A 14370-nucleotide genomic window follows, 5' to 3' on the forward strand; every position below is an offset into this window, starting at 1 on the left:
ATCAAATAGAAATGTAGGCTTTGAAAGTTGGGGAATTGGGAATTGAGTATCAAGAAAGTTATTTCCTAAGCTAATCGTCATTGAAATTACATCTTTGCGTCTCCGTATCCCCATGTCTTTTTAGTGGTTTGAACTATGCAAATTAAAAGCACAACAGCTTAGTGCCTAGTCTCTAATCCCCAGTCCCTCATTTGTGAAGAGTTAACTTTGTTACCAATGAGTCAATTATCTACTTTGCCGGAATCATCTACTATCTCTCGTCGTACACTGCTAAAATTATTTGGGATTGGTGCGATCGCAGGATTAACAGGATACTCTCGCTTTACTAAGCCTAAACCAGCAGTTTTTCAAAAAGATACTCTCAATCTTCCACGGATGTTGAATCAAGAAAAAACTGTTGTAGTTGTTGGGGCTGGTTTAGCAGGTTTAGCTTGCGCCTATGAATTAAGCCAGCGGGGATTTGTAGTGACACTATTAGAAAAATCCCCGCAACTCGGCGGCAAAATTGCTAGTTGGCAAATAGAAGCTGCTGGCGAAACCTTCATGATGGAACATGGCTTCCATGGCTTTTTTCCGCAATACTATAACCTGAATAGTTTAGTATCAGAATTAGAAATAATTGATCATTGGCGATCGCTAAATTTTTACTCTGTAGTTTACCGCAATTCCAAATACAAACCAGAGATATTTCGCCCTAGTAGTTCAGCCTTTCCTTGGAATATTATAGATTTAGCGATCGCCTCTCCTAACCGCTTTCAATGGGGAATTAATCTGACAAAAATCAAACATTTACAAGTATTCCAAGCAATCACTGGTTTTCAGCGAGAAAAGAATTATCGACGCTTTGATAATATATCAGTTGCTGATTGGGTAAAAACAGAATTTCCCCAAGGTTTGTATGACTTGTACTTTCTCCCATTTGCCAAATCTAGTTTGAATGCACCAGACATGATGAGTGTAGGAGAACTCATGCAGTTTTTCCATTTTTATTTTTTTGGCAATCCAGAAGGATTAGCTTTTAATGGCACGAAAGACGATATGGGAACAAGCTTAGTGCAACCAATTGCTAAAGCAATTCAAAGTAATGGCGGTAAAATTATTACAGATACAACTGTAAGCGAAATTCCGACCATACAAGGTAAAATTGATGCTCTAAAATATCATGTTGGTAACAGTCAAAATCATGTTCCTTTTTGGGTAAAGCGGAATCCTTATGTAGAGACATTGCAGTCAACATCTCTAGAGTATTTTGGTACAGCAGATGAAGTATTTGCAGTTCCATCTGGGGGTAAAGAAGCCATTTCTCTAACTTGTACCCATCAAGGTTGTAGTGTACAAATAGCCGCCGATGGTAAATTTCATTGCCCTTGTCATGGAGCAGTGTTTACCGCTGATGGTAAAGTTGTAAAAGGGCCTGCACAGCGAGACTTAGCTAAGTTTCAAATAGTAGAACGGCAAGATGATAATTTGCAATTAGTTGCAATTAATCATACATCTCCATCATCAGAAATAATTCAAGCAGATTATTATGTTTTGGCTACCGATGTACCGGGAGTACAGCAACTATTAAAGCGAGTTAGTGGTGATGTAGATCAAAAAGTGCGATCGCAAGTTGAGAATTTGAGTATAGCTGATCCCTTTGCCGTTTGTCGTTTCTGGTTTGATCGTGATTTTGAGTGGGAACAAAGTGATTTTACTTCCTTATCAGGCTATCAATTAACCGATAGCATTACTCTTTATCACCGCATTCAAGAACAATTCATCGACTGGGCAAAACGTACTGGTGGTAGCGTCGTGGAGTTACATGCTTATTGCTATAAAGAAAAACAATTTCCTCATCAGAAAGCATTATTAACTACCTTTGAACAAGAACTGTATGAAATTGTCCCTGAGTTAAAACAAGCGAAAATATTGCACCGAGAATTGGTGAATCAGCATAACTTTTCGGGGTATCCACCTAATAGTTATGCAGAACGTCCAGAAACTAGCACTAATGTTTCTAACTTATTGTTCGCTGGAGATTGGGTAAAGATGCCCTTTCCTTGTGGGTTAATGGAACGGGCGGTTAGTAGTGGCTTGTTAGCAGCTAATGAAATTTTACATCGTGAGGGTTTGCAAAGGCGATCGCTTTTATCAGTAAATCCAGAGGGACTACTGCAAATTTAGAGTCACGTGTAAGGACGCTGCAAACGGCGCGTCTTTACACAAACAATAGACTTCTTGCAAAAATACTTGAACCGTCAGAGACTCAAGTCTCTGCCTAACAGCAAAAGTCCGTTGAAACGGACTAAAAATACTGTTATTAGTCGGTTTCAACCGACTTGAGTTATCAGCCAGAAAATTTATTTTCTGGCGAGTATCCGACTTTTGCAAGAGGTCTAATGTATAAAAAAACTGCCAATTTGACCACAGTACTTTAGTTGTCTTTGCTAAAGTATTGAAGGTCAATTACTTGTGGGCTATATCTACTAAGGTTTACTACACTTTTAGAGCATTTAGCTAAGTTGTCTGATTTTGCTTTGCTAACGGAATATTGCAACAATAATCAGATTATTGATGTGAATTAATTTACCTCGCTATTTCCATATAGACGAGGTATTTTTTATGGTTATACCGTACCACTCAGGGGATACCCTAGCCTCTAGCCTGTGAAGATCACCGACTTGCATTCAAGCCAATGACACCTACAATTATCAAAGAGATTGATATAAGTTTGATGAGTGTAGCAGCTTCACGGAACCAGATAATACCAATAATTGCAATGAGAGTGGTTCCCAATCCCGCCCAAACAGCATAAGCAATACTTACCTCCATCCTTTTGAGACAAAGCGTTAAAAAACCAAGACAAAGCCCATAAAAGACGAATATTAACACTGAAGGAACTAGCTTAGTAAATCCTTGTGATAATTTCATACAAGTTGTGCCTGCAACCTCAAAGAGGATTGCTGCTAAGAGGTAAATCCAGCCATTTGACATATCTGTTGCGACAGGAGAAGTACTTTATTATGCCTATCAACTTAAGAAAAATCAAGTCGAAAAATTACCGTGACTTAGGCAATTTTAAGCATTTTTTATCATCAGTAATTAGTTTGATTTTACTAGCGATCGCCTCTCGTTGAATCTGTTTTTATACACTATTTTTTACCAAGAATTACCTTATACCCCCTGTTCCCTATTTGACTAGTAGAGTTTACCGTACCTGCTAACAAATTGATTTATGGTTCGGCAATCATCATTAAACAGGTGATAAAAACCGAATTTACACCACTTTTATTTCTCAATATTATGTAAACAAAGCAAGGAATTAAATCCTGAAGTGATTGAAAACAAGTACTCATTATAACGAGGTAAACATATGACTATGGCACGTTGGAATCCTTGGCAAGAATTGAACACACTACAACGCCAAATCAATCGCTTGTTTGATGAAGAAATGCTACCTTCAGCATTTGCTGAAAGGAATCTTACTCAAGTTCCAGCCGCTGAGTTACAAGAAACAGCAGAAGCAATCCATCTCAAACTAGAACTTCCAGGAATTGCAGCGAAAGACTTAGATTTACAAGTGACAGATAGCGCTGTTTATATCAGCGGTGAACGCAAATCTGAATTGAGAATAGAAGACAAAGGTGTAGTCAAAACTGAATTCCAATACGGTAAATTTCAGCGCGTGATTCCTTTACCAGCCCGGATACAAAACACCAACGTCAAGGCAGAATATAAGGATGGTATATTACATCTGACACTGCCTAAAGCAGAAGAAGAAAAGAATAGAGTCGTCAAAGTTAATCTAGTATAAGCTGATGATTGCAGATTGCGATCGCCATAACAAATTGAGCAAATTGTTAATCACGTAAGTAATTGGGTCTAGTCAGTCACTAAAGGCTTGTTCATGTAAACTATGAGCAAGCTTTTTCTTTTGACATCAAAAGTAAAAATTCCCCAATAGCCTCTACAAAACCCTCAAACGAACTAAAATCTTTTGACACAACAGAAACATTCACGCCTAACTTTTGAGCATTGGCAGTTGTATAAGGCCCAAAACAAGCAATAATAGAATGCTCATAATCACTTGGGAAGTTTACCATCTTCAAAAAGCTTTCCACTTCCGCTGTACTACTAAAGGCAATAACATCTATCATCCCTTGACGGATTAGATTTAGTTCAACTTCATAGATACTTTTATCTAAAATCTTTGTCAGATAAGCAGGTACTCGAATAGCTTGCGGGCCTAATTTCTGCAACTCTGAAATCAAGTTAGGTATCACATTCGGCTCAACGATTCCTACAACTTCTGGAGCAGGTATTAATAATTTTTGCTGATTTATTTTGGGAATTTTGGCTAATTCTGCCACAATTCCAACTGGGCTAGATTCTGGTGGAACTAAATCAACTCTCCCACAAAAAGACAGCAAGCTTTCTGAGTCTTTTCCCAAAGCACACAATCGACAATTTTGCAGCATAGATGTGGGAATATCCAAATCATTCATACGTTGAAAAAATCCAGAGATGCCATTTCTACTGGTGAAGACAATCCAGTCAAATGTATCTATTTGACTCAGAGCAATATCTAATTCAGCGTAATTTGATAAATAGCATGTCTCAATGGTGGGCATAAGAATCGGTAAACCACCTTTTTGAATAATCTGCTCAGAAAATCTAGCAGCATAATTCCTCGGTGCCGTCACTAAGATTCTTCTACCATATAAAGGCAATTGAGCAGATGGAGTCAGCATAGTGAACTACCCAGACTGACCTGACGGTACAGTGTGGGCTTCCAACTTCACAGAAGATTGCCGCATCTTGGATTTGCGCCCGCGAATTGGTCTTACATCCTCTCCATTGGCGTTAGCCTCCCCCGTCCCAGAGGAGGACACTACGTTGCGGGGGTTCCCCCCGTTGTAGTAAGTGTCCGTTGAGGACAGCATTCTGATCCCTTCGGCTCTAATATTCATCGCTGCATTACCATCTCTATCGTGATGAGTGCCGCAACTTGGGCAAGTCCAAGTTCTCACATCTAGCGACAACTCAGATATCTGATAATGACAATTAGAGCAAAGCTTGGAACTGGGGAACCATCGATTTATTTCTATCAACTTTCCACCGCTACGCTCTAATTTGTAGCTTAGAAAGTTCACAAAGGTTCCCCATCCTGTATCAGATATAGATGCAGCTAGTTTATGGTTACGATAGCGAAGCGTTAGCGAGTCTTCAAGCGTCATCATGCCCTTGACGTTTAGGTTTTCGACTACAACAATCTGATAGTTATCAACTATCTTTCTAGATAATTTGTGTAGGTAGTCTTGGCGGACATTGCTAAAGAGTTCGTATACCCTAGCAACAATCTTGTTAGCTTTTCTACGACGATTGCTACCTTTGTTTTTTCGTGCAGCAATGCGTTGTTTGACAGCTAATTTCTTTTCATATTTAGATAGATGTCTCGGATTGGAATATTTGGATACTTTATCCCCGTCGTAGGTAATTGCAAAATCTTTGATTCCTAAATCAATTCCAATAGTCTTCCCATCTTTTTTTGCTAATGGGTAATCACCTTCTCCTGTCACAGACGCTACGCGAACGTATTCCATCAAAACTGATGCGTAGTATTTACCTGTTGGGCATTTGCTAACAGTTACAGTCTTAATTGCCCCATCCAGAGGTCGGTGGATTTTGGCTTTTACACTTCCCAACTTACCGGGAAACTTCAAGCAACTATCAACCTGTTTGACTTTTTGGGGGTATTGAATTGATTGTCGATGGTGTTTTGATTTGAATCTTGGATATTTGGCTCTACCTTCAAAAAAGTTTTGATACGCACGGCTAAGGTTGAGGCTTACAGACTGCAAAACCTGTGAATAACATTCCCCTAGCCATTCTGTTTCTTTTACTTTTTTGAGTCCTGGCAATAAAGAATTGAGTCCAGATTGAGACAAGCCTTTGCCAGTTGCCTTGTAGGTTTCAATACATTGATTCAACCCATAGTTCCACCACCAACGCGCACAACCAAAATGTTGAGCTAACACTTGAATTTGTTCATCAGTGGGGTACAACCTGACTTTTACTGCTTGTCGCCTCATCTCAACTTCTCCAAATATCGACCTGTTACTATTATATACATATTTCAGTAACATTGCTCCGAAAATATTTGGCTACTCCTCATACATTTTTTCCCTGTCTTCCCTACGGGAAGAATTGCTCAAAGATGCAATCGTCGCAGCCCGCCTTATATCCCACCACTGATTCGGAGTACCGAATTCAGTGGGGGACTTACGGCAAATTAGTTAAAAAGAGGAGAGGGGGCAGGGCTGACAGATGTAGGTTTTTAATATTTTGCGTTTTGCGCGACGGGGAGACGCGGTGACGCAAAGAAAGATTTTGGAACGAAAGAATGGGCTTTTTCGGATTGAATGTGAAAAACCTACACTTGTGAAAGGGGCAGGGGAGGCAGGGGTAGAAATAACAAACACTCACTCCTCACGGGCTACGCCCTGCTACTGCTAACAGCACTCCCAATTCCCCATTCTCTATTCCCTGTTCCCTTTTATCATCGATTCAGGTAAATTTATAGCCGGATTGCGATTAAAAAATCCTCTAGGAACAAGCTTAAAACCAACTCGGTGAACTGGCATCACTGGCCAATCTTCTGGTCGCGGTACGTGGGTGACGCCCATCGTGTACCACAGCACGATATCTTGACCTCCTAAAGACTCGTTATTTGAAATATATTTAGGTAAACCAGTCTCTGACTGAGCTTGGTTAGGATAATCACCGCTAGCATAGAGTTCTTCTGGCTCATATTTCGTTACCCAAACATGATGATTGGTAAAGCCTGCTCTTTGCCGGATTTTTGCACCCTCCACAGGAAAAAATACTGAGTTGCTTCCTGGCATTAACATATATCCAGTAGCTCCTCCTAGATTATTTTTCTCAGTTGCATTAACAATCATCCATTCTCGACTGTGTTTCATATCAACATCGCGCACAGCAGCTGTTTCTGTTGTTAGCGGGGTTTCCTCTACAGAGAAGGCGTTTCCTAAAGGGTTTTTTTCATTTATTGGTAAGGCTTTAATATTCATTTCCATCACAGAATTCGCCTGACCATCTACATCCATATCCAAACGATAGTTAAAAAAGTGTTGGTGATTTACCCCTGTGATATTTTTAGCTATCAACCGACCATAGGAATTATCCTTAGATTGCTGTTGGTCAGGGGTTCCTTGTGCCAAGACGATACCTGTTAGTTCATTCTGTACCTCTAAAGTACCATCTTGGTGAAAAATCCAATTGAGGCTGTAGTCATAATTGTCAATTGCCGCAGTCATAGTTATGACTAACTCCCGACTGCGACGGACATCATTACGCTGCGTACCATATTCATAATGCTTCCAAAGCATACCGTTGTCTCGCTCGTAGATACCGATAACCCCTGGTACTACGTAAGGTTCTCCCTGTTCATTAGCAAGCACAGCATCTAGTAAAACACCATTTTCAGGAATTTCTTTACCTAATTCCATTGTGGTTGCCAGGGAACCAAAGTTATATTCGCCAACATCAAAAGCATTTCTAAACGCCCAGGTCGGATCAGGATCACCATATGGTACTACCATCTCTGACAGACTAGCGCGGTATAACACTGGTCGAACTTTTGCCCCATCGTTGTAACTTACAAGGTACAGCACTAACCCGCTACGGGGATGCATTAAATAGTGAAACTTCCAACCTTGCCAGTTAATTTCATTACCTTTAATTTGGAAACTTGTGCCATTGGGTTGCAGAATTTTCAAGGCTTTAGGCGCTGAAAGCAATTTACCTAATGACTGTACATCATAATTCCAGTTTTCTTGAGAAAAGGGAACTATGCCGTTATCAGTAAAACTGGCTATTTTACCTGTGTTTAAATTAACTGTGACTAATACCCCTTCGATGGGACTGCTATAAAAGTTCCAACGAGCGCCTTGGTAGTAAGATAAGGCGCGACACAGACGATTACCTGCGGTTTGTTCCTGTTGATTGAGAATTCCTGGTGCCCAGCAACTGATTTTAACTTGATCAAAGTTTGTAATTCCCCGTTTTTGCATTGCTTTTTGCCATCGGGGATCGTTTTTTACCACCTGCGTTGCTATTTCATACTCTGAATTCATGATTGCAGGTTGGACGTTAGGTATTTCTTTCCAGTAGCTCAAGGTTTGTGTGTTTAAATTAACAACTCCTTCATAGGTTTTATTTTGCAAGCGATCGTAGATTACCAGAAAAGCTTTTCTTGTAATAGGTTGAATATTAGTAAAATTTAATACTTCTTTCTTATCTGGTTCTTGTAAAGCAATCATCCCAAAAGCTGCGGTTTCGCTTAACGTTTTTGTTTTTTTGATGACTACAACAGCAGTTTTGATTTCTCCTTCTGTTAACGCCGTTAAGGGATGGAAAATAGAGGGACGCTGGGCAGATAAGATTCCTATAAACCCTAGTGAAATGACAATTATAACAATACAGGTAATTGCTATCACGAAAAAACGTAGCTTCTTAATCATCCTTGAAATTCCCATAACAAATGTATAGTTACTTATTTCCATGCATAAGCATAAAAACCGATAAATTTAGAAACCGATATCAAAATTAAAATTGCAAATTCATCAGTCTAATTAATTGTTAGCTTCACATGTAATCTTGGGAACACTATATAGCAGGTATTGGTGGAATATTGGAATATAAAGTTATGCAGCAAGTTAATTCAGGTATCGCATACCTTTTTTGGTGTTTGTGTTTTTTTGGTGTTTGTGGCGGGCAAAGATTTTACACAGGACAAGTTGGTGGTGGTTTGATATACCTCTTCACATTTGGTTTATTTGGTATTGGTCAATTAATTGATTTAGCTCTTGTTCCGGATATGGTTGAAAAACGTAATATTTATCTACGAGGACTACATGGTAGTGCAAACCCTAGCGTTAATCAATCAATTACTCTGAACATTGGCGATATCCCACAACTTAAACAATTGCAAGAAGCAATACAGCCAGCAGCCTCATCTCCAATTAGTCCCATGCAGAAGTTGCTTAAGGCTGCTAAGGAACACAATGGAACACTTTCGATTGCTCAAGCAGCTATGTACACTGAGTTAGAACCAGAACAATTGAAAGAGTTACTTCAAGAAGCAACCAGGATGGGGTACGCTGAGATTAACAATGATTTAAATACTGGAGCTATCCGTTATCACTTCGACATATAGGAACTATTGTTAGCGACGAGGGTATTAAAACTCTCTGTGTTTTAAGACACAGAGAGTTTTAATTTTACTAAGTTAGGACAAGCCTACATAGATTTTTTTCAATTTGATACCAGGACGAATACGCGTAAAGGAATTATTGCTATAGATTTACAAAGGTGGAAACCATGATGATCAAAAACGAGCAACAATATCAAAATTCCTTAGTAGCCGGGTTTCGACTCCGCTCAACCCTCGTCTTCTCAGGGAGCGAGCATTGAGCGAAGTCTAAATGCGTCTGACAAATGATTGCAACTTCCTACTTAATGCACTGTTTTAGCTGTGCAACGCTACTAAGGTAATTTTATTTTTACTTTATAAATAACCTCTAAGCATAGCTAAAATTTTAATTAAAAATATGAAAATCACTGAAATAATCAGATGTTTTTAGTAGACAAGATTATCAATAAATAATTTTAGTGTAAGTTAGCAAACTAAACAGGTTAGTTTGCTATATAGTTCAGATGTACTATGTCTACAGGCAGTTAAGTGTATGGAGTAAGCTTCCCCGCTCTAAAGAGACGGGGCTTTCAGTAGCCCTAGCCTTTGCTCATTCTGCAAAGAACAAGCAAAAACTGAGCCTCCAGGCAGGCTTACAAACACTGCCCCAAGTTTAGAAATATTGATTGCCCCATTCACATCCGCATCACCATGCCAACCGCAGTTCCCACACTTAAACCGCTTCTCACTCCGCAATCCGATATGGTTGCAGACGTGGCAAGTTTGGCTGGTGTAGGCAGGGTTCACCGCTACAACCTCTACGCCTTCCTTGATGCCTTTGTATTCCAGGAATGCACGAAGCTGACAGAACGCCCACGAATTAGAACGTCTGCGCTCGGTTTTGTTACGCGGTTGCTGGTTTGTTCTATCTCGAATTCCCGTCAAATTCTCGATTGCGACAATGGCGCTCTGAGATTTAGCGGTTTCGATGACACGCTTGCTGATAGTGTGGTTCAACCAAGTTTGATAGCGTTGCTCTCTTCCTGACAGCCGTTTCAAGATATTCCGCACCCTACGGCGCGTGGTTCTTGTGCCTTTCGAGACTTTTGCTTGGAGCGACGCTCTGACCTTGGAAAATTTGTCTCTGACGTTCTGAATGGGTTTACCGTCCCATCGCTCCCCGTCAGAAGTCACGGCAATATCTCTACGCCCAAAGTCAACCCCTAGCGCGTTCTTTGCCAACAGTTGCTCAGGCGCTTCGTCTTTGAGTTGGATATGAATGTAGTATTGCCCGTCACGATGTTTACACAGTTGAGCAGAGGTCGGTTTGTGTCCCTTCAACTTGCCTCTCTGGTAGTTGCCAGCATCAATCTTGATGTGTTCGCGGCAATTAATCAAAGTCAGGCTTACCGTCCAATCTTTCTCACGAAACGAGAAGATTCGGGCATCGTAATCCGCCGATGTAGGCTTGAACACCTTGACGGGCTTGCTCTTCTGCTTGGCAGTCTTTCGATTCGCTCCTACACGAGCGCAGACTCGTACAGCCTGATTTGCACTCAGTTGGAACTTCTCGCGCAAATCTTGATAGACCTGTGCCTGAATCGTAGTTTTGCTGGTCACACCCGCTTTTACGGTCTGATTCGCATAGTCACAGCCATCCGAGAACGCTTGCAACAGAGCATCGATTTGCGATGCCTGTTTGGCGCTCGGTTGAAGCTTGCAAACTATGGTCAGTACTTGTTCCACGAAACAAAACCTCACATGTGATTACATTCAATTATACACCAGAAATCGCGGAGATCCTGGAAGAGTTAGGCGGATAAATCCGCTCGTGTGTTGTTTCCTCCGCGCTCTGAAGAGACGCGGCTTCCACAACTACCGCTTATTTCTGGTGAGGTCAAGCAAAGACTATTGAATAAAGTTCAATAATTATGCTGAAACTAAGCGTCTTAAAGACTCTGCACGGCGTTTGGCTGTAGTATTATTGGGTGCAAATTTTAATGCTTCTTCGTAAGTTTGTAATGCCTGAGTATTTAATTTTTTCCGTTCGTAGGCATGACCAAGATTATTCAATGCTGTCACATAATCTGGTTTAGATTTTACGGCTTCTTTGTACTGACGAATTGCTAAGTCATATTGCTCTTGAGCAAAGTAAGCATAACCTAACCCGTTGTAGATAGGAGCAATACTTTCTTCTTCCTCTTCTTCAGCAGCTTTGAGTGCTTTTTGAAACAATGCGATCGCTTGAGAAAACAATTTTTTCTCTGAATAAATACTAGCCAACTCATAATATTCTTGAGCCGTTCCTTTTTCTTTTTCTAATTTCTTTCGCAATTTAGAAAAGGAACTTTCTATCTTGCGAGTTTTGAAAATTTGCCGAAAAACACTCACAACAGCAATTATGAGTATACCTACCAAAATCGAGAGATAAACAACTGCTAGATTGCCATCCATTGTTTTCCAAGTACAAATATTAAAGTTACTTCTATATCTATTATCAACTAACTCAGCACTCTTCCTAATCTTACGGCAAGCCCCAATATTGAGTGCGTTCTTTTAGCCAACCTTTTGCTATGTAACGAGCGATCGCTTCATTTACGCGTTGTCTCAATTCATTGTACTGCAATCCTTTGGGCATAACTACAGACAATGGTTCGGTTGATAGCTTAGTTGCTAGTAGTCGATATTGGGGATATTCTTGCACCAAACCACTCAAGACGGTGGCATCAGCAGCAAATGCATCTACACTATTGTTTTCTATCAAATCTCGCGCTTCTGCATAGGAATTTACCCCAACTAATTCGGCGTTGGGCACATAGTACCGCACTTGAGCAATGGTATTGGAATTATTGAGTACGGCAATTTTCCGTTTTGCTAAATCGCTAATTTTTTGAATTAATGTATTTTTTGTAACTAATGTTGTGCCGTCAAAATAGTAGGGAACACTTAAACTAACTAAACGAGCGCGTGACTCGGTGGCTGTGACTCTGGCGATCGCAAAATCAACTTTTTTGTCTAAGACTACAGATAGGCGATCGCGATTTAATACGGGTTTAAATTTAACAGCCTCTGCCTTACCTAGTAAGTCAGCTGCTAAACGCTTTGCTAAATCAATTTCTAAGCCTTGTAAATTGCCGCTGGCATCTCGAAATCCCAGAGGACGCAAGTTATCTTTGACCGCAACTTTGATGTGGCCCCGCAGTTGAATTTCTGACATTTCTGCGGCAGATGCGCTGTTTGGAATTGCTACATAGAGAAAGCACAAAATAAAAATTAAGGTAGCGGATAATACCAGATGTAACGGATTAATTGTTTGCCATCTGTTACATCGGTTATTCATCCGTTACCACCTTTATCCTTTAGCTTGGTTGGCTAATTCCGCGACTTTGCTGAAGCTAGCTGGGTCGAGGACTGCCAATTGCGCCAACATTTTGCGGTTTAATTGGACATCAGCTTTTTTGAGGTTGCCAATTAATTGGCTGTAACTTAAACCGTGCTGCCTAGCAGCGGCGTTGATGCGGGTGATCCAGAGGCGACGAAAATCGCGTTTGCGCTTTTTGCGATCGCGGTAGGCATTCCGTAGCGCCTTCATTACTTGTTGGTTGGCGGTTCTAAATAGAGTTGAGTGGGAACCGCGAAAACCTTTAGCTAGTTTGAGAATTTTATTGCGGCGTTTACGAGCTACGTTACCGCGTTTTACCCGAGTCATATTTTTTTAATTCCTGAAATAGTTACAAATAAGGGAGCATTAAGCGCACATTTTCTTCATCGCGTTCGTTGACAAGTACCATTTTGGACAATTTACGCTTTTTGTTTGAAGTTTTGTGTTCTAAAAGGTGGTTTTTGAAAGCTTTGCGACGGACAATTTTACCGGTACCAGTGGCGCGGAATCGTTTCGCAGCTGCTTTACGAGTCTTGAGTTTAGGCATGGGCTTGCTTTAATTCGACACAATCCATCATTATATATTAAATAATGGGGAATAGGGAACGCTTAATATGCAACTTTTTTCTACCAAATTTCAATCAAACAGCGTTCGATTGTCGCTGCAACTGATTGAGCGAGTGTTGATAAATCGTAGCCGCCTTCTAAACCAAACAGAATTTTCCGAGTTAGTCCCAAACAATAATCAGTGAACAAGGCATAGTCTTCTGGCTGCAAATTGATACTTGCCAAAGGATCGGCCGCATTAGCATCATAGCCAGCACTGACGATGAGTAAATCTGGTTGAAAGTCGCTTAAAAACGGCATTACCTTTTTCTCAAATAGCGGCTGATATATTGAAATATCACTCCCAGGAGGTATGGGTAGGTTTAACACATTATCATGAGAGCCACGCTCTGTAGCTCTGCCGGTGCCGGGATAGCAAGGGTATTGGTGTAGAGAACAATAAGCAATTTGCGGATGAGTTTCCACAATTGCTTGAGTGCCATTGCCGTGATGCACATCCCAATCCAAGATGGCGACGCGATTGATTTCTGGTTGTTCTAGGGCAAATAAAGCCGCGATCGCCGCATTAGAAAATAGGCAAAAGCCCATTCCTGTATCACTTTCGGCATGATGTCCTGGGGGACGCGCCAGTACAAAAGCTGGATTTGCCGTTGCCAGTACAGCATCAACTCCATCTAACCACGCACTCACTGCCAACAATGCCACATCATAACTGCGTGGGGAAACTGGCGTATCTCCATCTAAATAACTGCCGCCATTAGAAGCAATTTCTCCAAGTTTCTTGACATATGCAGGTGTATGTGCATTAAGCAACAGAGACATCAAAGATGATTTTTCTGGTGCTGGTGTAGGCGATCGCCAAGCAATTTTTTCTGCAAAGGCAGCTTCTTTGAGTGCAGTGGCGATCGCTATTAAACGTTCTGGTCTCTCTGGATGATATTTTCCCGTTTCGTGATCAAGAAACTCGTCAGAATAGATGACTGGCAACATAGGGCGAACAACTTTGGCAGCAGGATATTGAAGTCATTGTATCTTTAGCAGTGCCAGCAGGGAGGGGAATAAGCGAGCAGCACTTCTTCTGCTTTCAAAGACGCTACGCGTAGCTTGCTTCACCAAAGGGGTACGACTACGCTCATTAAACAGGGAGGCAGGTAGAGAAATAACAAACATGCGAATAGTACGAGAGCTTGGTAGCCCCTCGGCTTTAGCCAGGGGTGGAAAAGCG

Annotated in this window: 15 protein-coding genes; 3 read left to right on the forward strand and 12 right to left on the reverse strand. The window is 40.9% G+C overall.

What is annotated here, in order from left to right; translation table 11 throughout:
* The first annotated feature begins 216 nt into the window (after positions 1-216).
* Positions 217-2166 carry an FAD-dependent oxidoreductase gene (locus tag AC5JMF_RS03445; RefSeq protein ID WP_495794321.1) on the forward strand — a complete coding sequence of 650 codons (1950 nt, stop codon included), beginning with the start codon at positions 217-219 and terminating at the stop codon, positions 2164-2166.
* Here AC5JMF_RS03445 and AC5JMF_RS03450 read toward each other — a convergent pair.
* Entirely contained in the window at positions 2152-2373 is a 222-nt protein-coding gene (locus AC5JMF_RS03450) for a hypothetical protein (RefSeq protein WP_495794322.1), read from the reverse strand. The genes AC5JMF_RS03445 and AC5JMF_RS03450 overlap by 15 nt on opposite strands.
* A gap of 282 nt (positions 2374-2655) precedes the next feature.
* On the reverse strand, positions 2656-2976 hold the full coding sequence (locus AC5JMF_RS03455) for a DMT family transporter (RefSeq protein WP_495794323.1): 321 nt from the start codon (positions 2974-2976) through the stop codon (positions 2656-2658).
* A gap of 379 nt (positions 2977-3355) precedes the next feature.
* On the opposite strand from AC5JMF_RS03455, the gene AC5JMF_RS03460 reads away from it, so the two are divergent.
* Positions 3356-3796, forward strand: a complete 441-nt coding sequence (locus AC5JMF_RS03460) for an Hsp20/alpha crystallin family protein (protein WP_495794324.1) — start codon at positions 3356-3358, stop codon at positions 3794-3796.
* Between the two features lie 100 nt (positions 3797-3896).
* Here the strand turns inward: AC5JMF_RS03460 and AC5JMF_RS03465 are convergent, their stop codons facing one another.
* The 3 genes from AC5JMF_RS03465 to AC5JMF_RS03475 all read right to left on the reverse strand — a co-directional run bounded on the left by AC5JMF_RS03465 (position 3897) and on the right by AC5JMF_RS03475 (position 8525).
* Positions 3897-4733 (reverse strand): uroporphyrinogen-III synthase, encoded by an 837-nt coding sequence (locus tag AC5JMF_RS03465; protein WP_495794325.1) that lies wholly within the window; start codon positions 4731-4733, stop codon positions 3897-3899.
* Between the two features lie 6 nt (positions 4734-4739).
* Positions 4740-6074, reverse strand: coding sequence for an RNA-guided endonuclease InsQ/TnpB family protein (locus AC5JMF_RS03470; RefSeq protein ID WP_495794326.1), 1335 nt, complete (start codon positions 6072-6074; stop codon positions 4740-4742).
* A 447-nt stretch (positions 6075-6521) separates the two neighbouring features.
* Complete coding sequence (locus AC5JMF_RS03475) at positions 6522-8525, reverse strand: primary-amine oxidase (protein WP_495794327.1); 2004 nt, start codon at positions 8523-8525, stop codon at positions 6522-6524.
* A gap of 185 nt (positions 8526-8710) precedes the next feature.
* Between AC5JMF_RS03475 and AC5JMF_RS03480 the strand changes: the two genes are divergently transcribed.
* Positions 8711-9220 (forward strand): TM2 domain-containing protein, encoded by a 510-nt coding sequence (locus tag AC5JMF_RS03480; RefSeq protein ID WP_495794328.1) that lies wholly within the window; start codon positions 8711-8713, stop codon positions 9218-9220.
* Between the two features lie 549 nt (positions 9221-9769).
* On the opposite strand, the gene AC5JMF_RS03485 is transcribed toward AC5JMF_RS03480, so the two are convergent.
* From AC5JMF_RS03485 to AC5JMF_RS03515, 7 genes are all read right to left on the reverse strand, one after another.
* Positions 9770-10957, reverse strand: coding sequence for an RNA-guided endonuclease InsQ/TnpB family protein (locus tag AC5JMF_RS03485; RefSeq protein WP_495794329.1), 1188 nt, complete (start codon positions 10955-10957; stop codon positions 9770-9772).
* 168 nt (positions 10958-11125) lie between these two features.
* Complete coding sequence (locus AC5JMF_RS03490; protein WP_495794330.1) at positions 11126-11650, reverse strand: tetratricopeptide repeat protein; 525 nt, start codon at positions 11648-11650, stop codon at positions 11126-11128.
* 70 nt (positions 11651-11720) lie between these two features.
* Positions 11721-12536, reverse strand: coding sequence for a transporter substrate-binding domain-containing protein (locus tag AC5JMF_RS03495; RefSeq protein ID WP_495794331.1), 816 nt, complete (start codon positions 12534-12536; stop codon positions 11721-11723).
* A gap of 12 nt (positions 12537-12548) precedes the next feature.
* Positions 12549-12905, reverse strand: coding sequence for a 50S ribosomal protein L20 (gene rplT, locus AC5JMF_RS03500; protein WP_495794332.1), 357 nt, complete (start codon positions 12903-12905; stop codon positions 12549-12551).
* Positions 12906-12927: 22 nt separating this feature from the next.
* Positions 12928-13125, reverse strand: coding sequence for a 50S ribosomal protein L35 (rpmI, locus tag AC5JMF_RS03505; protein ID WP_495794333.1), 198 nt, complete (start codon positions 13123-13125; stop codon positions 12928-12930).
* Positions 13126-13205: 80 nt separating this feature from the next.
* Positions 13206-14135, reverse strand: a complete 930-nt coding sequence (locus AC5JMF_RS03510; RefSeq protein WP_495794334.1) for a histone deacetylase family protein — start codon at positions 14133-14135, stop codon at positions 13206-13208.
* A gap of 33 nt (positions 14136-14168) precedes the next feature.
* Positions 14169-14370, reverse strand: a 202-nt coding sequence (locus tag AC5JMF_RS03515) for a hypothetical protein (protein ID WP_495794335.1), incomplete at its 5' end; no start/stop codon positions are given.

It is taken from the genome of Desmonostoc vinosum, from assembly GCF_059505385.1.

Excerpts from the sequence above, each read along its gene's own strand:
- AC5JMF_RS03495 (WP_495794331.1), bottom strand. The coding sequence starts at position 12,536 with ATGAATAACCGATGTAACAGATGGCAAACAATTAATCCGTTACATCTG.
- AC5JMF_RS03455 (WP_495794323.1), bottom strand. The coding sequence starts at position 2,976 with ATGTCAAATGGCTGGATTTACCTCTTAGCAGCAATCCTCTTTGAGGTT.
- AC5JMF_RS03510 (WP_495794334.1), bottom strand. The coding sequence starts at position 14,135 with ATGTTGCCAGTCATCTATTCTGACGAGTTTCTTGATCACGAAACGGGA.
- AC5JMF_RS03465 (WP_495794325.1), bottom strand. The coding sequence starts at position 4,733 with ATGCTGACTCCATCTGCTCAATTGCCTTTATATGGTAGAAGAATCTTA.
- AC5JMF_RS03480 (WP_495794328.1), top strand. The coding sequence starts at position 8,711 with ATGCAGCAAGTTAATTCAGGTATCGCATACCTTTTTTGGTGTTTGTGT.
- AC5JMF_RS03470 (WP_495794326.1), bottom strand. The coding sequence starts at position 6,074 with ATGAGGCGACAAGCAGTAAAAGTCAGGTTGTACCCCACTGATGAACAA.
- rpmI (WP_495794333.1), bottom strand. The coding sequence starts at position 13,125 with ATGCCTAAACTCAAGACTCGTAAAGCAGCTGCGAAACGATTCCGCGCC.
- AC5JMF_RS03445 (WP_495794321.1), top strand. The coding sequence starts at position 217 with ATGAGTCAATTATCTACTTTGCCGGAATCATCTACTATCTCTCGTCGT.
- AC5JMF_RS03475 (WP_495794327.1), bottom strand. The coding sequence starts at position 8,525 with ATGATTAAGAAGCTACGTTTTTTCGTGATAGCAATTACCTGTATTGTT.
- rplT (WP_495794332.1), bottom strand. The coding sequence starts at position 12,905 with ATGACTCGGGTAAAACGCGGTAACGTAGCTCGTAAACGCCGCAATAAA.
- AC5JMF_RS03490 (WP_495794330.1), bottom strand. The coding sequence starts at position 11,650 with ATGGATGGCAATCTAGCAGTTGTTTATCTCTCGATTTTGGTAGGTATA.
- AC5JMF_RS03460 (WP_495794324.1), top strand. The coding sequence starts at position 3,356 with ATGACTATGGCACGTTGGAATCCTTGGCAAGAATTGAACACACTACAA.